General features: G+C 55.9%; 19 protein-coding genes, 2 tRNA genes and 1 rRNA gene. 9 read left to right on the top strand and 13 right to left on the bottom strand.

Annotated elements, in window-relative coordinates:
• Nucleotides 1-17: 17 nt before the first annotated feature.
• From gppA to CWM61_RS26075, 4 genes are all read left to right on the top strand, one after another.
• Complete coding sequence (gene gppA, locus CWM61_RS26090) at nt 18-1,526, top strand: guanosine-5'-triphosphate,3'-diphosphate diphosphatase (protein ID WP_165785316.1); 1,509 nt, start codon at nt 18-20, stop codon at nt 1,524-1,526.
• Between the two features lie 19 nt (nt 1,527-1,545).
• Complete coding sequence (locus tag CWM61_RS26085; RefSeq protein WP_074387420.1) at nt 1,546-2,472, top strand: LysR family transcriptional regulator; 927 nt, start codon at nt 1,546-1,548, stop codon at nt 2,470-2,472.
• Nucleotides 2,473-2,602: 130 nt separating this feature from the next.
• Nucleotides 2,603-3,601, top strand: a complete 999-nt coding sequence (locus tag CWM61_RS26080) for an amidohydrolase family protein (protein ID WP_074387421.1) — start codon at nt 2,603-2,605, stop codon at nt 3,599-3,601.
• 63 nt (nt 3,602-3,664) lie between these two features.
• A complete protein-coding gene (locus CWM61_RS26075) occupies nt 3,665-4,387 on the top strand; it encodes a DUF554 domain-containing protein (RefSeq protein WP_074387426.1) in 723 nt (240 codons plus the stop codon).
• Nucleotides 4,388-4,391: 4 nt separating this feature from the next.
• On the opposite strand, the gene rep is transcribed toward CWM61_RS26075, so the two are convergent.
• Nucleotides 4,392-6,413: a DNA helicase Rep gene (gene rep, locus CWM61_RS26070; RefSeq protein WP_012543251.1), complete on the bottom strand. Its 2,022-nt coding sequence runs from the start codon at nt 6,411-6,413 to the stop codon at nt 4,392-4,394.
• Between the two features lie 112 nt (nt 6,414-6,525).
• Here rep and ppiC (CWM61_RS26065) point away from each other — a divergent pair, with 112 nt between their 5' ends.
• Both ppiC (CWM61_RS26065) and ppiC (CWM61_RS26060) read left to right on the top strand, forming a co-directional pair.
• On the top strand, nt 6,526-6,807 hold the full coding sequence (gene ppiC, locus CWM61_RS26065; RefSeq protein WP_008807974.1) for a peptidylprolyl isomerase PpiC: 282 nt from the start codon (nt 6,526-6,528) through the stop codon (nt 6,805-6,807).
• Nucleotides 6,808-6,858: 51 nt separating this feature from the next.
• Entirely contained in the window at nt 6,859-7,140 is a 282-nt protein-coding gene (gene ppiC / locus CWM61_RS26060) for a peptidylprolyl isomerase PpiC (RefSeq protein ID WP_002883180.1), read from the top strand.
• A gap of 202 nt (nt 7,141-7,342) precedes the next feature.
• Here ppiC (CWM61_RS26060) and ilvC read toward each other — a convergent pair whose 3' ends face one another.
• A complete protein-coding gene (ilvC, locus tag CWM61_RS26055) occupies nt 7,343-8,818 on the bottom strand; it encodes a ketol-acid reductoisomerase (protein ID WP_008807976.1) in 1,476 nt (491 codons plus the stop codon).
• A gap of 154 nt (nt 8,819-8,972) precedes the next feature.
• Between ilvC and ilvY the strand changes: the two genes are divergently transcribed.
• Nucleotides 8,973-9,863, top strand: a complete 891-nt coding sequence (gene ilvY / locus CWM61_RS26050; protein WP_012543253.1) for an HTH-type transcriptional activator IlvY — start codon at nt 8,973-8,975, stop codon at nt 9,861-9,863.
• Here the strand turns inward: ilvY and ilvA are convergent.
• From ilvA to ilvL, 7 genes are all read right to left on the bottom strand, one after another.
• Nucleotides 9,860-11,404, bottom strand: coding sequence for a threonine ammonia-lyase, biosynthetic (ilvA, locus tag CWM61_RS26045; RefSeq protein WP_061156215.1), 1,545 nt, complete (start codon nt 11,402-11,404; stop codon nt 9,860-9,862). The genes ilvY and ilvA overlap by 4 nt on opposite strands.
• A gap of 2 nt (nt 11,405-11,406) precedes the next feature.
• Nucleotides 11,407-13,257, bottom strand: a complete 1,851-nt coding sequence (gene ilvD, locus CWM61_RS26040) for a dihydroxy-acid dehydratase (protein WP_061156216.1) — start codon at nt 13,255-13,257, stop codon at nt 11,407-11,409.
• A gap of 60 nt (nt 13,258-13,317) precedes the next feature.
• Nucleotides 13,318-14,247 carry a branched-chain amino acid transaminase gene (locus CWM61_RS26035; RefSeq protein WP_008807980.1) on the bottom strand — a complete coding sequence of 310 codons (930 nt, stop codon included), beginning with the start codon at nt 14,245-14,247 and terminating at the stop codon, nt 13,318-13,320.
• A 19-nt stretch (nt 14,248-14,266) separates the two neighbouring features.
• A complete protein-coding gene (gene ilvM / locus CWM61_RS26030) occupies nt 14,267-14,524 on the bottom strand; it encodes an acetolactate synthase 2 small subunit (RefSeq protein WP_032736936.1) in 258 nt (85 codons plus the stop codon).
• Nucleotides 14,521-16,167: an acetolactate synthase 2 catalytic subunit gene (ilvG, locus tag CWM61_RS26025; protein WP_100632170.1), complete on the bottom strand. Its 1,647-nt coding sequence runs from the start codon at nt 16,165-16,167 to the stop codon at nt 14,521-14,523. The genes ilvM and ilvG overlap by 4 nt, the downstream gene beginning before the upstream one ends.
• Nucleotides 16,168-16,169: 2 nt before the next feature.
• Nucleotides 16,170-16,220 carry a peptide IlvX gene (gene ilvX / locus CWM61_RS30250; protein WP_175426296.1) on the bottom strand — a complete coding sequence of 17 codons (51 nt, stop codon included), beginning with the start codon at nt 16,218-16,220 and terminating at the stop codon, nt 16,170-16,172.
• 87 nt (nt 16,221-16,307) lie between these two features.
• Nucleotides 16,308-16,406 (bottom strand): ilv operon leader peptide, encoded by a 99-nt coding sequence (ilvL, locus tag CWM61_RS26020; RefSeq protein ID WP_001311244.1) that lies wholly within the window; start codon nt 16,404-16,406, stop codon nt 16,308-16,310.
• 354 nt (nt 16,407-16,760) lie between these two features.
• On the opposite strand from ilvL, the gene CWM61_RS26015 reads away from it, so the two are divergent.
• A complete protein-coding gene (locus tag CWM61_RS26015) occupies nt 16,761-18,281 on the top strand; it encodes a YifB family Mg chelatase-like AAA ATPase (protein ID WP_100632169.1) in 1,521 nt (506 codons plus the stop codon).
• Nucleotides 18,282-18,303: 22 nt separating this feature from the next.
• Here the strand turns inward: CWM61_RS26015 and CWM61_RS26010 are convergent, their stop codons facing one another.
• The gene (locus CWM61_RS26010) at nt 18,304-18,642 is read right to left on the bottom strand and encodes a DUF413 domain-containing protein (RefSeq protein WP_004886877.1); all 339 of its coding nucleotides are present in this window, start codon (nt 18,640-18,642) and stop codon (nt 18,304-18,306) included.
• Between the two features lie 118 nt (nt 18,643-18,760).
• Here CWM61_RS26010 and hdfR point away from each other — a divergent pair, with 118 nt between their 5' ends.
• On the top strand, nt 18,761-19,582 hold the full coding sequence (gene hdfR, locus CWM61_RS26005; protein ID WP_074387424.1) for an HTH-type transcriptional regulator HdfR: 822 nt from the start codon (nt 18,761-18,763) through the stop codon (nt 19,580-19,582).
• Nucleotides 19,583-19,683: 101 nt separating this feature from the next.
• Here the strand turns inward: hdfR and CWM61_RS26000 are convergent.
• The 3 genes from CWM61_RS26000 to rrf form a co-directional block, all read right to left on the bottom strand.
• Nucleotides 19,684-19,759 (bottom strand) — tRNA-Trp (locus tag CWM61_RS26000).
• Nucleotides 19,760-19,811: 52 nt separating this feature from the next.
• Nucleotides 19,812-19,888: transfer RNA gene (locus CWM61_RS25995), tRNA-Asp, on the bottom strand.
• A gap of 57 nt (nt 19,889-19,945) precedes the next feature.
• Nucleotides 19,946-20,061: ribosomal RNA gene (rrf, locus tag CWM61_RS25990) — 5S ribosomal RNA — on the bottom strand.
• Nucleotides 20,062-20,201: the final 140 nt, after the last annotated feature.

Below are 20,201 nucleotides of genomic sequence, written 5' to 3'. Positions count from 1 at the left end.
AGGGAGCATTCTGAACGATGAAGAGTATGAGCTCCACCTCGCTATATGCCGCCATTGATTTGGGCTCCAACAGTTTCCATATGTTGGTGGTGCGCGAGGTGGCGGGCAGCATCCAGACGCTGAGCCGTATTAAGCGTAAGGTTCGTCTGGCCGCCGGTCTGAATAGTGATAACACGCTCTCCGCAGAAGCGATGGAGCGCGGCTGGCAGTGCTTACGCCTGTTTGCCGAACGCCTGCAGGATATTCCGCCGACGCAAATCCGCGTCGTGGCCACCGCCACGCTGCGTCTTGCCGTCAATGCGGGGGAGTTTCTGGCGAAAGCACAGGAGATCCTCGGCACGCCAGTGCAGGTAATCAGTGGCGAAGAAGAAGCGCGTCTGATTTACCAGGGTGTCGCCCACACCACCGGCGGCGCCGATCAGCGTCTGGTAGTCGATATCGGCGGTGCCAGCACCGAGCTGGTGACTGGCACCGGCGCGCAAACGACCTCGCTGTTCAGCCTCTCGATGGGCTGTGTAACCTGGCTTGAACGCTATTTCGCCGACCGTAGCCTGACGAAAGAGAATTTCGATCTCGCCGAAGCGGCCGCGCGTGAGGTGTTATTGCCGGTCGCCGATGTGCTGCGTTATCACGGATGGAAAGTGTGCGTCGGCGCCTCCGGTACCGTGCAGGCTCTACAGGAAATTATGATGGCGCAGGGGATGGATGAACGAATCACCCTCGCCAAACTCCAGCAGCTTAAACAGCGCGCTATCCAGTGCGGACGTCTGGAAGAGCTGGAAATCGAAGGCTTAACCCTTGAGCGGGCGCTGGTGTTTCCGAGCGGACTCGCGATCCTTATCGCCATCTTCAGCGAACTGAATATTCAGTGTATGACCCTGGCGGGCGGCGCGTTACGTGAAGGTCTGGTGTACGGCATGCTACATCTCTCTGTCGAACAGGACATTCGCAGCCGCACCCTGCGCAATATTCAGCGCCGTTTTATGATCGACACCGAGCAGGCCCAGCGTGTCGCCAGTCTGGCCAGCCATCTGCTCAGTCAGCTGGCTGGCAGCTGGGAGCTGGATCCGCTGAGCCGCGATTTACTCCTCAGCGCCTGCTCGCTGCATGAAATTGGGCTGAGTGTGGATTTCAAGCGTGCGCCGCAGCACGCAGCCTATCTGGTCAATAACCTCGACCTGCCCGGCTTTACCCCGGCGCAGAAGAAGTTGATTGCCACGCTGCTGCTGAATCAGACCAACGCCATCGACCTGTCTTCACTTCATCAGCAAAACGCGGTCCCGCCGCGTGTGGCCGAACATTTGTGTCGCCTGCTGCGACTGGCGATCCTGTTTGCCAGCCGACGGCGCGACGATTTGTTGCCGGCGATTCAGTTGGCCGCTCACGACGACCAGTTGACGCTGACGCTGCCGGAAAACTGGCTGGCTGAACATCCGCTGGGCCGGGAAATGGTCGATCAGGAGTGTCAGTGGCAAAGCTACGTCCACTGGACGCTACGGGTCACCAGCGGCGATACGCCAAGATAATATCCAGCCAGGAGGGCGGATGCGGGAAGAACTGGATTTCAAATCGCTACGCTTTTTCTCCGCACTCTATCGGTTAGGCAATGTTTCGCCGGCGGCAGACGCGCTGAATATCAGCCAGCCCACGGGTAGTCTGCTGCTAAAAAAACTGCGTGACCATTTTGCTGACCCGCTGTTTGTCCGGGTAGGACAGCGGATGATACCGACGCCGCGAGCGGACGCGATCGCCCCGACTATATTTACCCTTCTCCAGCTTGCCGATAACGATTTGTCCATCAAACCTGAGTTTCTTCCCCAGCAGAGCCAGCGAAACTTTACGATCGGTATGACCGATATCAGTCAAATGACGCTGTTGCCTTTGCTGCAAATTGCGCTCCAGCAGCAGTCAGCGGATGGGATCACTTTTACAGTGCAGAATCTGGATGAGCAGACGCTCAGCGCTCTCGAATCCGGGAAGTGTGATCTCGCGATAGGCTATCTGACGCAGCTTCCGGATAGCGTCTACCAGCAGCATCTCTTCGATCAATCGTATGTCTGTCTGGCGGCGGAAAATCACCCGCGCATTCGAACCCAGCTCCGTGCCGAAGACTGGCGGCAGGAAAAACATCTGGCGATCCGCGTAGTGGGTACTGCCCACGGCGATATGGATAAGCGGCTTGATGAGCACAGTATGCCCCGGCGGATCGCGCTCACGCTACCGAGCTTTTTAGGTACCGGCGAGCTGGTGGCCGAAAGCGACATGATTGCCGTCGTCCCGGAACAGGTGGCGCGGCATATCACCCGACGCTATCCCTGCCGCAGCTGGCCGCTGCCTTTTCCCCTTGCGGGGATCGCCATCCGTCAGGTCTGGCATCAGCGGCTGCACCGCGATCCCGGGCATATCTGGCTACGCACGCTGATCGCCACGCTTGCCGATCCCGCTCAGCAGAGCGGATCTATTATGATCTAAACCGCGAAATATACCGCTGTATTAGTTTTACTGATAATCCCTATTACGTTTGGTTTATTGCTGGCAATACGTGAAAGCTTTTATTCTCCTTGCATCAAGCCATACTGACAAATATCGCAAGGAATATATCATGCGCGGAAAAATCGCTTTAGAAGAACACGTCTCCACTCCTGAAAATAACCGTCTGTGGGATTCAACCGGTGAAGCCGGCCGTAACGGTACAGAATATATGAAAGACGTTGAGCGCCGCCTGCTGGATCGCAGCATTCAGCTGGAAGAAATGGCGCAGCGTCATATTGACCATGTCATTCTTTCTCTAACTTCACCTGGCGCGCAATCTATTTTAGACAAAGCCAAAGCCGTTTCTTTTGCTCGTGATACTAACGATTTTATCGTTGAGAATTATGTGAAGCCAAATCCGGATAAATTTAGCGCTTTCGCCACCCTGGCCTTGCAAAACCCGGAAGCGGCGGCGGAAGAACTGGAGCGTGCGGTAAAAAAACTGGGCATGAAAGGCGCGCTGATTAACGGCTATACCAACGTCAAAGATAGCGAACACGGCCTGTATCTTGATGACGAATCGATGCTGGTGTTCTGGGATAAGGTCAACGAGTTGAACGTACCGGTGTACCTGCATCCTCGCGAACCGCTGGAAGGGCCAGCGCGCGGTATCTACACCGGTTACGAAAGCCTGATCGGCTCCGCGTGGGGCTTTGCGCAGGAAACGGCTGTTCATGCTATCCGTCTGATGATGAGTGGTTTGTTCGATCGTTATCCTAATCTCAATCTGGTGCTGGGCCACCTCGGCGAAGGGCTGGTTCATATGCTGCCGCGTACTCAGCACCGCCTCTATCGTCAGCGTTTCGGCTGCGGTCTGGGTAAAGCGGAAAAACCGTTAATGCACTACCTGCAGAATAATTTCATCGTCACCACCAGCGGTCATTTTAATACTCACTCGCTGAATAATGCCATTGAAGTGATGGGCGCGGATCGCGTGATGTTCTCCGTCGATTATCCATATGAAGATATTCATCAGGCCTGTGACTGGTTTGATCCGTTAGAAATGGAGTCGGAGCTGAAAGATAAAATTGCCTGGGGCAATGCCAGCCGCGTCTTTAACATTAAGTAATATTAAAGACAGACTTCAGGGCCTGAATATTCAGGCCCTGATTTTTATTAGGGAGAATAAATGATGGCAATAGGTATATTTGTCTGTAGCGGCTCGCTTCTCGTCGGTGCGCTGGCTGGCGCCTCGCTGAATCGCTTTATTCCGGAACACTTCAAGAAAACCTTGCCGCTAATTGCCGGTCTGATCTCCATCAGCATGGGCATCCACTTTGTCAATAAATTGCATAATCTGCCACCCATTGCCCTGGCCATTATTGTCGGCACGATTATTGGCGGCCTGCTGGATATTGAGAAGTGGATTGAGCGGGCGGGCACCAAACTGCGCACGCCCATCGAGCGTATTTTTCCAGCTCAAAACAACGCAGGCGTAGAAGCCGAGGACTTTATGAACCAGTTTATCGCGGTGCTGATCCTGTTCTGCGCCAGCGGTACCGGTATTTTTGGCGCCCTAACCGAAGGGATGACCGGCGACCCGACCATTCTGCTGACCAAGTCGATACTCGACTTTTTCACCGCCGCCATTTTTGCTTCCACGCTAGGCTACATCATCACTACGATTTTTATTCCTCAGCTGATCATCTTCGTGATTCTGTTCTTCGCCGCCACGTTTATTATGACGTTGATAAACCCATCGATGATCGCTGATTTCACTGCCTGCGGCGGCATCATTATGCTGGCGACCGGTTTTCGGCTTTGTGGTATTCGCCATTTCCCCACCGCCAACATGCTGCCCTCACTGCTGCTGGTAATGCCCTTCTCCGCCGCCTGGCAGCAGTTTGTTGCCTGAGGCGTTAGCCTTTTTTCGCCTTCGCCAGCATCGCTTTAATATTCGCGACGTTGGCCTGGCCTTTATGCATACGTTCTTCCGCAGAGATGACTTTTCGCTCCTGCTCCCATATCAGATCGTCCTGCGGGAGCTCGAGCAGGAAACGGCTTGGCTCCGGGCGCACCAGCTCACCATACTGCCGGCGTTCCTTGCACAACGTAAAGGTCAGCTCTTTTTGCGCACGGGTGATGCCGACGTAGGCTAACCGGCGCTCTTCATCGACGTTATCTTCATCGATGCTGCTCTGGTGCGGCAGCAATCCCTCTTCCATTCCCACCAGGTAAACATACGGGAACTCCAGCCCTTTTGAGGCATGGAGGGTCATCAGCTGCACCTGATCGAGCTCTTCATCCGATTCGCCGCGCTCCATCATGTCGCGCAGGGTAAAGCGGGTGACCACCTGCGTTAGGGTCATCGGCTCATCGATTTCGCTGCCTTCCAGCATCTCGGTCATCCAGGTAAACAGCTGGTTGACGTTTTTCATTCGCATTTCCGCGGCTTTCGGGCTGGGCGAGGTTTCATACAGCCAGGATTCGTAGTCGATCCCGCGAATCAAATCGCGCACGGCGGCAACGGGCTCGCGTTCGGTCAGCTGCTGAATTTCCCGCAGCCAGTGGGTAAAGCGCGTGAGGGATTCGTAGCCGCGCCCGGTCAGCGTCTGGCTTAACCCCATGTCAAAGCTGGCGGTGAATAAGCCTTTATTGCGGCTCATCGCCCACTCACCCAGCTTTTGCAATGTCGCCGGACCAATCTCGCGCTTCGGCGTATTAACGATGCGCAGGAAGGCGCTGTCGTCATCCGGATTGGTCAGTACGCGCAGATAGGCCAGCAGGTCTTTAATTTCCGGACGTGAGAAGAACGAGGTGCCGCCGGAGATTTTGTATGGAATGCGGTTCTGCATCAGCATCTTTTCAAAGACCCGCGACTGGTGGTTGCCGCGGTAAAGGATCGCGTAGTCTTTGTAGTTAGTTTTATTAATAAAGTGGTGGGCGATCAGTTCCCCGGCCACGCGCTCTGCTTCATGATCTTCATTGTTGGCGGAGAGTACTTTCAGCTCAGTACCGTAGCCAAGTTCTGAAAACAGCCGCTTTTCAAAGACGTGCGGATTATTAGCGATCAAAATGTTAGCGGCTTTCAGAATACGCCCGGAGGAGCGGTAGTTCTGTTCAAGCTTGATCACCTGCAGCGCCGGGAAATCCTGGCTGAGCAGCACCAGGTTCTGCGGTCGCGCGCCGCGCCACGAGTAGATCGACTGGTCATCGTCACCCACCACGGTAAAACGCGCGCGCTGTCCCACCAGTAGCTTCACCAGTTCATACTGGCTGGTGTTGGTATCCTGATACTCATCCACCAGCAGGTAACGGATCTTGTTCTGCCAGCGTTCGCGCACCTCTTCATTACGCTGCAGCAGCAGCGTCGGCAACAGGATCAGATCGTCAAAATCGAGGACGTTGCAGGCCTTCATATGGGCATCGTACAGCCCATAGCAGTGCGCGAAGATGCGGTCCCGTTCGCCTTTCGCGCCAGCCGCCGCCTGCGCCGGGGTTTTCAGATCGTTTTTCCAGTTGGAGATCGTCGAGATCAACTGCTGCAACACCACTTTGTCATCTTCGATCAACCCTTCGGTGAGCTCTTTCAGCAGCGCGACCTGGTCAGTATCATCGAACAAGGAAAAGTTAGATTTCATTCCCAGCGCGGCGTATTCACGTTTGATGATATCCAGGCCCAGGGTGTGGAAGGTGGAGATCATCAGCCCGCGCGCCTCTTTGCGCCCCAGCGTTTGCCCGACGCGCTCTTTCATTTCGCGCGCGGCCTTGTTGGTGAAGGTGACGGCCGCGATATGGCGCGCCTGATAACCGCAGCCGCGGATCAGGTGGGCGATTTTATTCGTAATAACGCGGGTCTTACCGGAACCGGCGCCCGCCAGCACCAGGCACGGTCCGGTAACGAATTCGACGGCTTGTTGTTGGCCAGGGTTTAAACGCATGGGAATATTGCTCAATCTTCGAACGGGGTGTGGATTGTAGCAGAAAGCGAGGCCGAGATTTACCGGCTGATGGTAAAGTGTCAGCCACGCAATTCATCCTGAGGATCTGGTAATGGCAAAAAGCGCAGCGGCCCTGCATATTCTGGTTAAAGAAGAGAAACTGGCGCACGAGATCCTCGCCAAACTGGAACGGGGCATCAGCTTCGATCATCTGGCGAAGCGCTACTCAAAGTGTCCGTCCGGACGTCATGGCGGTGATTTAGGCGAATTCCCGCAGGGGACGATGGTCGGCCCGTTTGATCAAGCCGTCTTCAGCTGTCCGCTGCTTAAACCCTATGGCCCGGTGAAAACCAAATTCGGCTACCATATCATCAAGGTGCTGTATCGCCGCTAGCGCGTGCTACTATGGCGCCCTGATTTATCCCAACTCACTCAAGGCGCAATCATGGCTAAAACCGCGGCAGCACTGCACATCCTGGTAAAAGAAGAGAAACTGGCGCTCGATCTGCTCGAGCAGCTCAAAAACGGCGCCGACTTCGGCAAGCTGGCAAAGAAACACTCCATTTGCCCGTCAGGCAAACGCGGCGGCGATCTGGGTGAGTTCCGCCAGGGCCAGATGGTACCGGCCTTCGATAAAGTGGTCTTCTCCTGCCCGGAACTGGAGCCAACCGGCCCGCTGCATACCCAGTTCGGCTACCACATCATCAAAGTGCTATACCGGAAATAATAAAAAACCCGGGGATCTTAATCTCCGGGTTTTTGCCTGATGGCGCTTCGCTTATCAGGCCGACTAAACAAATCCATTCCTCTATGGATTTCGGCTGGCCGGAAGGCGGCAAGGAAGTACATCCCCAGGAACATAGATTCCTATGTGACTGGGGTGTACGTACCGTAGCCAACGCATCGGCAAGTCGAAAGACGACGAGGAATCAGCCGGCTACCGCGATACGTTTCATATCGGTCATATAACCGCGCAGTTTCTTACCCACCTGCTCGATAGCGTGGCTGCGAATCGCTTCGTTCACGTCACGCAGCTGAGCGTTATCTACCGCGCCTTCAGCAATCGCTTTGCCCAGGTCGCCGGTCTGCAGGGTAGTCATAAACTCTTTCAGCAGCGGTACGCAAGCGTAAGAGAACAGGTAGTTACCGTACTCTGCGGTATCAGAGATAACCACGTTCATTTCATACAAACGCTTACGGGCGATAGTGTTCGCGATCAGCGGCAGCTCGTGCAGTGATTCATAGTAAGCGGACTCTTCGATGATGCCGGAATCAACCATGGTTTCGAACGCCAGCTCAACGCCCGCTTTCACCATCGCGATCATCAGAACGCCTTTATCGAAGTACTCCTGCTCGCCGATTTTGCCTTCATACTGCGGGGCGGTTTCGAAGGCGGTTTTGCCGGTCTCTTCACGCCAGGTCAGCAGTTTCTTATCATCGTTCGCCCAGTCCGCCATCATACCGGAGGAGAATTCGCCGGAGATGATGTCATCCATGTGTTTCTGGAACAGCGGCGCCATGATCTCTTTCAGCTGTTCGGACAGCGCATAAGCGCGCAGTTTCGCCGGATTAGACAGGCGATCCATCATCAGCGTGATGCCGCCTTGTTTCAGCGCTTCGGTGATGGTTTCCCAGCCGAACTGAATCAGTTTTTCCGCATACGCCGGGTCGGTACCTTCCGCCACCAGCTTGTCGAAGCACAGCAGCGAACCCGCCTGCAGCATGCCGCAGAGGATGGTCTGCTCACCCATCAGGTCAGATTTCACTTCCGCCACGAAGGAGGATTCCAGAACACCCGCGCGATGGCCGCCGGTCGCCGCTGCCCAGGCTTTGGCAATGGCCATGCCTTCGCCTTTCGGATCGTTTTCCGGGTGTACGGCGATAAGCGTCGGCACGCCGAAACCGCGTTTGTACTCTTCACGAACTTCGGTACCCGGGCACTTCGGCGCCACCATCACCACGGTGATGTCTTTGCGGATCTGCTCGCCCACTTCAACGATGTTGAAGCCGTGGGAGTAACCCAGCGCCGCGCCGTCTTTCATCAGCGGCTGTACGGAACGCACAACGTCAGAGTGCTGTTTGTCCGGCGTCAGGTTAACCACCAGGTCGGCCTGCGGGATCAGCTCTTCATAGGTACCGACTTTGAAGCCGTTTTCGGTCGCTTTACGCCAGGAAGCGCGCTTCTCGGCAATCGCTTCTTTACGCAACGCATAGGAGATATCCAGGCCGGAATCACGCATGTTCAGACCCTGGTTCAGGCCCTGCGCGCCACAGCCGACGATGACTACTTTTTTACCCTGAAGATAGCTTGCGCCATCGGCAAATTCATCGCGCCCCATAAAGCGGCATTTGCCCAGCTGTGCCAGCTGCTGGCGCAGATTCAGTGTGTTGAAGTAGTTAGCCATGGTGATACCTCGTGATGTTGTGTTGTCGTGCTTATTGTTCGGTTCGCTTTTGCGAGAATGAACTTACTATATGACAGGAATTTTATTGCGGAAATTGATATATTCACAACGTCACGTTGCAATTTATGAAACACAAAATCGGGGAGTATGCGCCGTGGATTTACGCGATCTGAAAACCTTTCTGCATCTGGCGGAAAGCCGCCATTTTGGCCGCAGCGCGCGGGCCATGCACGTCAGTCCTTCGACCCTTTCGCGGCAGATCCAACGCCTGGAAGAGGACCTCGGCCAGCCGCTGTTCGTGCGTGATAATCGCACGGTGACGCTCACCGAAGCCGGGGAAGAGCTACGCACCTTTGCCCAGCAGACCTTACTGCAGTATCAGCAGCTTCGCCACGCCATCGATCAGCAGGGACCTTCGCTCTCCGGTGAGCTGCATATCTTCTGCTCTGTCACCGCCGCTTATAGCCATCTGCCGCCGATCCTCGATCGCTTTCGCGCTGCGCATCCTTCGGTGGAGATCAAGCTCTCGACCGGCGACGCCGCTGATGCCATGGAGAAGGTCGTCACCGGCGAAGCCGACCTGGCGATTGCCGGTAAACCAGAGACCCTGCCGGGATCGGTGGCGTTTTCGATGCTGGAGAACCTCGCCGTGGTGTTAATTGCCCCGGCCCTTCCCTGCCCGGTGCGTAACCAGGTGACCGTTGAGCGTCCGGACTGGTCGACAGTGCCGTTTATCATGGCTGACCAGGGGCCGGTACGTCGGCGCATCGAGCTGTGGTTTCGACGGCATAAAATCAGCAACCCGTCGATCTACGCCACCGTCGGGGGCCACGAAGCGATGGTGTCGATGGTCGCCCTCGGCTGCGGCGTGGCGCTGCTACCGGAGGTGGTACTGGAAAACAGCCCGGAACCAGTACGCAACCGGGTGATGATTCTGGAGCGCAGCGATGAGCAAACCCCGTTTGAGCTGGGCGTTTGCGCACAAAAAAAGCGGCTGCATGAGCCGCTTATTGATGCTTTCTGGAAAATCCTGCCTAACCACTAGCCCGCGAGAAAAAAGCGGAATGCCGGGTTATGGGTTTCGTCGTGGCACTCATAGCCCAGCTCGTTAAGACGGGTTTCAAAGTCCGGCTCGTGCTCGCCCAGCTCGAAGGCCGCTAACACCCGACCATAGTCGGTGCCGTGGCTACGGTAGTGGAACAGCGAAATATTCCAGTGGGTGCCAAGAGTGTGCAGGAACTTCAGCAGCGCCCCCGGCGATTCAGGGAACTCGAAGCTGAACAGACGTTCCTGCAGCGCTTTTGACGGCCGGCCGCCGACCATATAGCGCACATGGAGCTTGGCCATTTCGTCATCGGAAAGGTCAACGACGCTGTAGCCGCCGTCGTTCAGTAACTGGAGGATCTCTTTCCGCTCCTCCAGCCCGCGACTCAGGCGCACCCCGACAAAAATGCAGGCGTCTTTGGCATCGGCAAAGCGGTAGTTGAACTCCGTCACCGAGCGCCCGCCCAGCAGCTGGCAAAACTTCAGAAAGCTGCCCTTCTCTTCCGGGATCGTCACCGCCAGCAGCGCTTCGCGTTGTTCCCCGAGCTCGCAGCGCTCAGACACGTAGCGCAGGCCGTGGAAGTTAACGTTGGCACCGGACAGGATATGAGCCAGTCGCTCGCCGCGAATATTGTGCTGGGCGACATATTTCTTCATCCCCGCCAGCGCCAGCGCGCCGGAAGGCTCCGCCACCGCCCGCACATCTTCGAACAGATCTTTCATCGCCGCGCAAATAGCGTCGCTGTCGACGGTGATGATGTCGTCCAGATACTCCTGGCACAAACGGAAGGTTTCATCGCCGATGCGTTTGACCGCCACGCCTTCAGCAAACAAACCGACGCGCGGCAGATCCACCGGATGACCGGCATCCAGCGCCGCTTTCAGACATGCCGAGTCTTCCGCTTCTACCGCTATCACTTTAATCTGCGGCATCAGCTGCTTGATCAGCACCGCCACGCCCGCCGCCAGACCGCCGCCGCCCACCGGAACGAACACACGATCGATGTGAGCATCCTGCTGCAGCAGCTCCAGCGCCAAGGTTCCCTGACCGGCGATCACCATCGGGTGATCGAACGGCGGCACCCAGGTAAAGCCCTGCTGCTGCGCCAGCTCAATCGCTCTCGCCTTCGCTTCGTCAAAGTTGGCGCCATGCAGCAGCACTTCGCCGCCAAAGCCGCGAACGGCATCGACTTTGATATCCGCGGTTGCCACCGGCATCACGATCAGCGCCTTAACCCCAAGCCGGGAGGCTGAGAATGCCACTCCCTGCGCATGGTTGCCTGCCGATGCCGTGATCACCCCATTCGATTTCTGTTCCGCCGTCAGGCTGGACATCATCGCGTAGGCGCCCCGCAGCTTAAAGCTGTGTACCGGCTGGCGATCTTCGCGTTTGACCAGAATAACGTTATCCAGTCGCGAAGAGAGCTTGTCCATTTTTTGCAGCGGCGTTTTCTGCACCGCTTCATAAACCGGCGCGCGCAGCACTGCTCTCAGGTATTCGGCGCCCTCAGGGGCACCGGACAGGGGTTGTGAGTCCGCCATAATTAGCCACCCAGTTTTGATTTATCGCGCACCGCGCCTTTGTCGGCGCTGGTCGCGAGGCTGGCATAAGCGCGCAGCGCAAAGGAGACCTGGCGCTCGCGGTCTTTCGGCGTCCACGCCTTATCGCCACGCGCTTCCTGCGCTTCGCGACGGGCGGCGATTTCTGCATCGCTCAGCTGCAGCTGGATACCGCGGTTCGGGATATCGATAGCAATCATGTCGCCATCTTCGATGATCGCAATGTTGCCGCCGCTCGCCGCTTCCGGCGATACGTGGCCAATGGAAAGCCCGGAGGTGCCGCCGGAGAAACGACCATCGGTGATCAGCGCACACGCTTTACCAAGCCCCATAGACTTCAGGAAGGTGGTCGGATAGAGCATCTCCTGCATCCCCGGCCCGCCTTTCGGCCCTTCATAGCGGATAACCACGACGTCGCCTGCCACCACTTTACCGCCGAGGATGGCATCAACCGCTTCGTCCTGGCTTTCATAAACTTTCGCCGGGCCGGTAAATTTCAGGATGCTATCGTCCACGCCAGCGGTTTTCACGATACAGCCGTTTTCGGCAAAGTTACCGTACAGCACTGCCAGTCCGCCGTCTTTACTGTAGGCATGTTCCAGAGAACGGATACATCCCTCGGCGCGATCGTCATCCAGCGTATCCCAGCGGCAATCCTGCGAGAACGCCTGGGTGGTACGGATCCCCGCCGGGCCGGCGCGGAACATTTTTTTCACCGCGTCGTCCTGGGTCAGCATCACATCGTACTGTTCCAGGGTCTGCGGCAGCGTCAGGCCAAGGACGTTTTTGACATCGCGGTTGAGTAAACCGGCGCGGTCCAGTTCGCCCAGAATGCCCAGCACGCCACCGGCGCGGTGCACGTCTTCCATGTGGTATTTCTGTGTACTCGGCGCCACTTTACACAACTGCGGAACCTTGCGGGAGAGCTTATCGATATCGCTCATGGTGAAGTCGATTTCAGCTTCCTGCGCCGCCGCCAGCAGGTGCAGAACGGTGTTGGTTGAACCGCCCATCGCGATATCGAGGGTCATGGCGTTTTCAAATGCCGCCTTGCTGGCGATATTGCGCGGCAGGGCGGAAGCGTCATCCTGCTCGTAGTAGCGTTTGGTCAGCTCCACGATACGTTTACCGGCGTTCAGGAACAGCTCCTTACGATCGGCGTGGGTCGCCAGCAGCGAGCCGTTACCCGGCTGTGACAGGCCCAGCGCTTCGGTCAGGCAGTTCATGGAGTTCGCGGTGAACATCCCGGAACAGGAACCACAGGTCGGACAAGCGGAACGTTCCACCTGGTTACTCTGTTCGTCGGACACTTTCGGATCCGCCCCCTGGATCATCGCATCCACCAGGTCGAGCTTGATGATTTTATCTGACAGCTTGGTCTTCCCGGCTTCCATTGGGCCACCGGAAACAAAGATCACCGGAATGTTCAGGCGCAGAGAGGCCATCAGCATCCCCGGAGTGATTTTGTCGCAGTTGGAGATACAGACCATGGCATCGGCGCAGTGGGCGTTAACCATGTACTCGACCGAGTCAGCGATCAGCTCGCGGGATGGCAGTGAATAGAGCATACCCCCGTGGCCCATGGCGATCCCATCATCCACCGCGATGGTGTTAAATTCTTTGGCGACACCGCCTGCCGCTTCAATCTGCTCGGCAACCAGTTTACCGAGATCGCGCAGGTGCACGTGCCCGGGGACAAACTGGGTAAAGGAGTTGACGACGGCGATAATCGGTTTGCCGAAATCGGCATCGGTCATTCCGGTTGCGCGCCACAACGCGCGGGCGCCCGCCATGTTGCGGCCATGTGTGGTGGTGGCGGAACGGTACTTAGGCATGCTCTTTTTACTCCCATCTCTGTTTATTAAATGGGACGGTGCGTGCCGTCCCATTTTTAATTACTTACTTACCGGATCCAACCAGCCCCATTTATCTTCTGTTTCACCGGTGAAGAGGCCAAAGAAGGCTTCCTGAATGCGTTTGGTCACCGGCCCGCGGCGACCTGCGCCGACCTGGATGCCGTCAACGCTGCGTACCGGGGTGATTTCCGCCGCGGTGCCGGACATGAACACTTCATCCGCGAGGTACAGCGATTCACGGGACAGCACCTGCTCGCGCACTTCGATGCCAAGATCTTTCGCCAGTTTGATGATCGCGTCGCGGGTAATGCCCGGCAGCGCGGAAGAGGTGAACGGCGGAGTAAACAGCACGCCATCTTTTACCTCAAACAGGTTTTCGCCTGCACCTTCAGAGATATAGCCGTTAACATCCAGCGCGATACCTTCCTGATAACCGTGACGACGCGCTTCACTGCCGACCAGCAGAGAGGAGAGATAGTTGCCGCCCGCTTTCGCCGCGGTTGGGATGGTGTTCGGCGCCGCGCGGTTCCAGGAAGAAACCATCGCATCGATCCCCTGCTCCAGCGCTTCTGCGCCGAGGTAGGCTCCCCACGGGAACGCCGCGATGATAACGTCGGTTTTGTAACCGTCCGGCGGGTTAACGCCCATGCCAACATCGCCAACAAACACCAGCGGACGAATATAAGCGCTGGTCAGTTTATTGGTACGGATAACTTCGCGGCAGGCTTCCATCAGCTCATCAACACTCTGCGAGACCGGGAAACGATAAATTTTGGCTGAGTCATGCAGACGCTGCATATGTTCGCGATGACGGAACACCACCGGGCCTTTGTGCGAGTCGTAGCAGCGGATGCCTTCGAATACCGAAGTACCGTAGTGCAACGCATGGGACATGACGTGCACTTTCGCCTCGCCCCATGGGGTCATCTCGCCATTGAACCAAATGTAATCAGCTTTCTTCGTCGTCATTTTTTTTATTCCTCTGCGCTCAGGCGCGGATTTGTTGTGATGTGGGTTGCTGGATCTCGACGCAGGCAACGTCGACCAGTTTACTTAATTGGCTAAACAGTAATTCGACGGGCCGCGGGCTGGCAACGGTCAATTCGATATTTATATTTTGCGCATCTGGCGCGGTTTCCATGTTCATTGAGCAGATTTGAAAACCACGGTGGCGGACAACGCGCAGCACGCGCTCTAAGGTTTCCGGATTGAAACGCGCCTGCAAAGCGACCTGATGTTGCTTCATGATAATTTCTCCAGCATTTCTGCATTACTGGCGCCGGGCGGCACCAACGGCCAGACATTCTCAAGTTCGTCGATTGAGACATGAAGCAGGTATGGCCCCTGGCTCGAAAGCATGGTGTCGAGTGCCGCTTCAACCTGGTCTTTACGGGTGATGTGTTGGCCAGGAATACCGAAGGCGCTGGCCAGCGTGAGGAAATCAGGATTATCAGTCAGAGTGGTTTCGCTATAACGTTCCTGGAAAAACAGCTGCTGCCATTGTCGAACCATCCCTAACCGCTGGTTGTCGAGTAACACGATCTTCAACGGTAACTGCTTGCGTTTGACGGTGCCCAGCTCCTGCACGTTCATCATGAAGGAACCGTCACCGGAGATACAGATTACCGTATCGTCCGGGCGCGCCACCTGGGCGCCAACAGCGGCCGGCAGGCCAAAGCCCATCGTGCCTAAGCCGCTGGAGGTGATAAAGTTTTCCGGACGGGTATAGGTCATATGTTGAGCCGACCACATCTGGTGCTGGCCTACGTCGGTTGTCACAACGCTGTCCGCCGGCTTACGGTCGGAAAGCTGCTTCAGCAGCAGCGGCGCGTAGATCGCCTCGCCGGGATGATCGTAACGCCAGGCGTGCTCGGTACGCAGTGCGGCATTATGCTCGCGCCAGGCATCGATAGCTAACGGCTGCTGCAGCGCCGGCAGCAAGCGGTTCAAATCGCCGGTCAGACCGATGTGCGCCTGACGCAGCTTGTTCAGTTCCGCCGGATCGATGTCCATGTGGATCACTTTGGCATGCGGAGCGAAGGTATTGAGCTTACCGGTCACACGATCGTCAAAGCGCGCGCCGACAGCGATTAGCAGATCGCACTCCTGTACCGCCAGGTTGGCCGCCTTAGTGCCGTGCATGCCCAGCATACCGAGATAATACGGATAATCTGCGGCCACCACGCCCAACCCTTTCAGCGTGCAGGTTGCCGGCATTCGGGTCACCGCCAGGAATTCACGCAAAGCCGGTACCGCCTGCGCCATACCCACCCCACCGCCAACATACAGCATCGGTTTCTGTGACTGAGCCAGCATCTGCAGAGCCTGAGCAACCTCCGCCTGCGGGAACGCCATCTCATCGTCGACGGTAGAGAAATGAGGATCAAGGTCGCCCTGCGCCATCTGAATATCTTTAGGGATATCAACCAGCACCGGGCCCGGACGGCCTGAGTTTGCCACCTGGAAAGCTTCAGCGATAACCCGCGGCAGCTCATCCAGAGACTGCACGAGGAAACTGTGCTTAGTACAGGCCAGTGACAAACCGAGAACGTCTACTTCCTGGAACGCATCCGTGCCGATGAAGGGAGCGGCCACCTGGCCGGTGATAGCGACAATGGGGATGGAATCAAGCAGGGCGTCCGCCAGGCCAGTGATCAGGTTGGTCGCGCCCGGGCCGGACGTCGCTATGCACACCCCGGTTTTCCCGGTCGCTCGCGCATAGCCAATGGCCGCCATGGCTGCCCCTTGCTCATGCCGACACAGCAGGTGCTCCACGCCGCCGTCATACAGTGCATCGTAAACCGGCATAATTGCGCCACCCGGATAGCCAAAAACTGTGTCGACTCCCTGTGTCCGCAAAGCATGTACCACCCACTGCGCGCCATTCATAGTTAGTTCCCCGTCATAAATCGGGAGAAACAGAATTTTATGCTAAAAGTCATCATCTGCTCCTCGCTTAGGTTATTTCAGTTATAAAAAAACCCCCGGACCTTTCGGTGCGGGGGTCTTAGTTCGTTAAGGCTTGATTCTTAAGCCTTTCCTCGTCCAAGTGCAGCCCCGCACGGTGGGATAATAATCACCACCACGCTAATCACGACCAGGCTAATCACTCGTAGAAGGGCTGTCATTTTCTGTACTTTCTGGCTTCTTGTTCGAAGGAATACCTAAAGAGGTACCACAGACATCACATAAAACACAAGATTTTTTTATATTTTCGTTTCTGAGCAGCCTAACAGTTTCAGGAAAAATAATTGTTTTATATGAAGAAAATCAGAAATGAAAAAAATTCAGTTTTCTTTCACGCTGTACGCTCAGCGCCAATCTCTGTTTCGGATGCACCACGTTTTTCGATCACGTTTCCATTTTCGGCTAAATGTAACGAGATGGCGTGAAAATAATGGATTTCTGCTTCTAACTTCGTGTTATTGCCGCTGCCGTTTCACGGCAGGCTCGTCATAATCCGTCTCTGTACAGGAGGTTTTATGTCGCTCGCCATCGTTTACACACGCGCGGCGCTCGGTATCGAAGCGCCATTGATTACTATCGAGGTTCATCTCAGCAGCGGTCTGCCTGGCTTGACCATGGTCGGGCTACCGGAGACCACCGTGAAAGAGGCCCGCGACCGGGTACGCAGCGCCTTGATCAACAGCGGCTACGCTTTCCCTGCGAAGAAAATAACCATTAACCTGGCACCCGCGGATCTGCCTAAAGAGGGTGGACGATACGACCTTCCCATCGCTCTCGCGCTTCTCGTCGCCTCAGAGCAGCTCAACACTACCCGATTGAATCAATATGAGTTTGTGGGCGAACTCGCCCTTACAGGCGGCTTACGTGGCGTTCCTGGGGCGATCCCCAGCGCAATGGAAGCCATTAAAGCCGGCCGGCGCATTGTCGTCTCCTCTGACAATGCGGCTGAGGTGGGTCTGATCGGCGGCAGCGATTGCCTGGTCGCCGACCATCTGCAGCAGGTGTGCGCGTTTCTCGCGGGGCAAGCATCGCTTTCACCGCCTCTCGCCGAAGTGCCCGCCGTTGATGAACGCTGCGAAGATCTGCGAGATGTTATCGGCCAGCAACAGGGCAAACGGGCGCTGGAGATTGTGGCGGCCGGTGGCCACAATCTGCTCCTGATTGGCCCACCAGGCACCGGCAAAACCATGCTTGCCAGCCGGCTCCCCGGCCTTTTGCCGCCATTAAGCAATCAGGAAGCGCTGGAGAGCACGGCCATTCAAAGTCTGGTCAACCCCCACACCGCAAAGACCCGGTGGCGTCAGAGGCCGTTCCGCGCCCCTCACCATAGCGCCTCGCTGGCAGCGATGGTGGGCGGGGGCTCAATACCCGCCCCTGGCGAGATTTCACTGGCCCATAATGGCGTGCTATTTCTTGATGAGCTACCGGAGTTTGAGCGGCGGGTGCTGGATGCGCTACGTGAGCCCATTGAGTCAGGCAAGATCCACATATCACGATCGCGCGCCAAAATTGACTATCCGGCGCGCTTTCAGCTTATCGCAGCAATGAACCCAAGCCCGACCGGGCATTATCAGGGTAAACATAATCGCGCGTCGCCTGAGCAGACATTGCGCTACCTTGGGCGCCTGTCTGGCCCTTTTCTCGACCGTTTCGATCTCTCCTTAGAGATCCCGCTGCCACCGCCGGGGATACTGAGCCAGGGCATACGAGGTGAAGAATCGAGTGCGACAGTCCGTCAGCGTGTGCTGGCGGCGCGTGAACGTCAAATGCTCAGGCAAAATAAGCTGAATGCGCATCTTGAGAATCGTGAAATGAAGAGCTGCTGCCACTTGCGGCAGGATGATGCTGTCTGGCTGGAACAGACGCTAACTCACCTGGGGCTTTCTATACGGGCCTGGCAGCGTCTGTTAAAAGTGGCAAGAACCATTGCCGATCTGGCAGAGGCTGAAGAGATTGAACGCCACCATTTGCAGGAGGCGCTTAGCTATCGGGCAATAGATCGGATGCTTAGCCATCTGCAGAAAATGATGGCGTAAAAAAAGGGCTTACGCCCTTTTCTTAGTCATCGCTTTCGGTGTAATCGTCAGCGCCTTCCATCTGCGGTTTGCCGCCGGAAAGAGTATGGAAACGCTTCGGCCGCTTGATGCGTGCCATATACTTAATCCATACGCGTTCTGCTTCCGTTACCGGCTCACGTTCACCACGGCACACCGAGACAAATTGTTTTTCATCATCGGTAACAGGTTCGCGTTTACCCAGTTCCAGTTCATTAAAGGCATAACCATGACGTTCCAGCAGTTGCGCCTCTTTGATGGTGAAATCACCATGACGGGAGAACCCGCGTGGATAATTTTTATTGTCGAAAAAACGATTAGTCGTCGTAAAGCTTTCCGCCATCCTACACGCTCCTGATTCTTTGGCCGAGCTATTTATGGCGCGGAGTATTAGTTACGCTTGACAGAGCGTCAAACAAAACATTTAAATCATGACGACAAATAATTTTGTGGAGAACGGTGTGGATACGGAATTGCTCAAGACTTTCCTGGAAGTGAGCAGAACTCGTCACTTTGGGCGGGCAGCAGAGGCACTTTACCTGACGCAGTCAGCGGTCAGCTTTCGTATTCGTCAGCTGGAGAATCAACTTGGCGTGAACCTGTTCACCCGCCATCGTAATAACATTCGTCTGACGACCGCCGGAGAAAAGCTCCTGCCCTACGCCGAAACGTTGATGAACACCTGGCAGGCCGCGCGCAAGGAGGTCGCTCACTCTTCGCGACATAACGAATTCTCCATCGGTGCCAGCGCGTCGCTGTGGGAATGTCTGCTGAACGGCTGGCTGGGGACTCTCTACAAAGATCCCTATAACCTGCAATTCGAGGCGCGGATCGCCCAACGTCAGTCATTAGTTAAACAGTTGCATGAACGCCAGCTCGATCTCCTGATCACAACTGAATCACCGAAGATGGATGAATTAAGCTGCCAGTTGCTGGGTAATTTCACCCTGGCGCTCTATTGTGCCGCACCAGGGAAAAATAAGAATGATTTGAACTACCTGCGTCTGGAATGGGGGCCGGATTTCCAGCAAAACGAAGTGGGGCTGATTGGTAGCGATGATGTGCCACTGTTGACAACGAGCTCCGCAGAACTGGCTTATCAGCAACTCAGTACCTTGAATGGCTGTAGCTGGTTACCCGTCAGTTGGGCGCAGCAGAAAAGCGGTCTACATACGGTGACCGATAGCGCGACACTCTCACGTCCTCTGTATGCCATTTGGCTACAAAATAGCGATAAACAAGCGCATATTCGCGAGATCCTGAAAAGCAGCATACTGGAATAAAGATCTGACTCCATGGATGGAGTGACCAAAGCGGGGGAAGGCAGAGGAATGGACGAAATGACAAACAAAAAAAATCCTTTGCCGAAGCAAAGGATTATATATGGCAGGGGCGGAGAGACTCGAACTCGCGACACCCGGTTTTGGAGACCGGTGCTCTACCAACTGAGCTACGCCCCTAAATCTTTCTCGCTATTAAGCCCGCTAACATAGCAGGCTTAATTTTAATAAGTGGCGGAACGGACGGGACTCGAACCCGCGACCCCCTGCGTGACAGGCAGGTATTCTAACCGACTGAACTACCGCTCCACCGAATTTCTTCGCTTTATTACCACCGGTTGTCACCCCGGCTTACTGCAATTTGATGCCTGGCAGTTCCCTACTCTCACATGGGGAGACCCCACACTACCATCGGCGCTACGGCGTTTCACTTCTGAGTTCGGCATGGGGTCAGGTGGGACCACCGCGCTGTCGCCGCCAGGCAAATTCTGTTTTATCAACACGTCACCCGGACGCATCGACTAATCTGTATCACAGCTGAAAATTCTCTCAAATCCGCCAAAACATCTTCGGCGTTGTAAGGTTAAGCCTCACGGTTCATTAGTACCGGTTAGCTCAACGC

It is taken from the genome of Klebsiella sp. K-Nf6, from assembly GCF_002806655.1.
In the GTDB taxonomy this organism is placed as follows: Bacteria; Pseudomonadota; Gammaproteobacteria; order Enterobacterales; family Enterobacteriaceae; genus Klebsiella; species Klebsiella variicola.
Note: the sequence above shows the minus strand (reverse complement) of the source record. Positions and strands in the feature narration are given on the sequence as shown.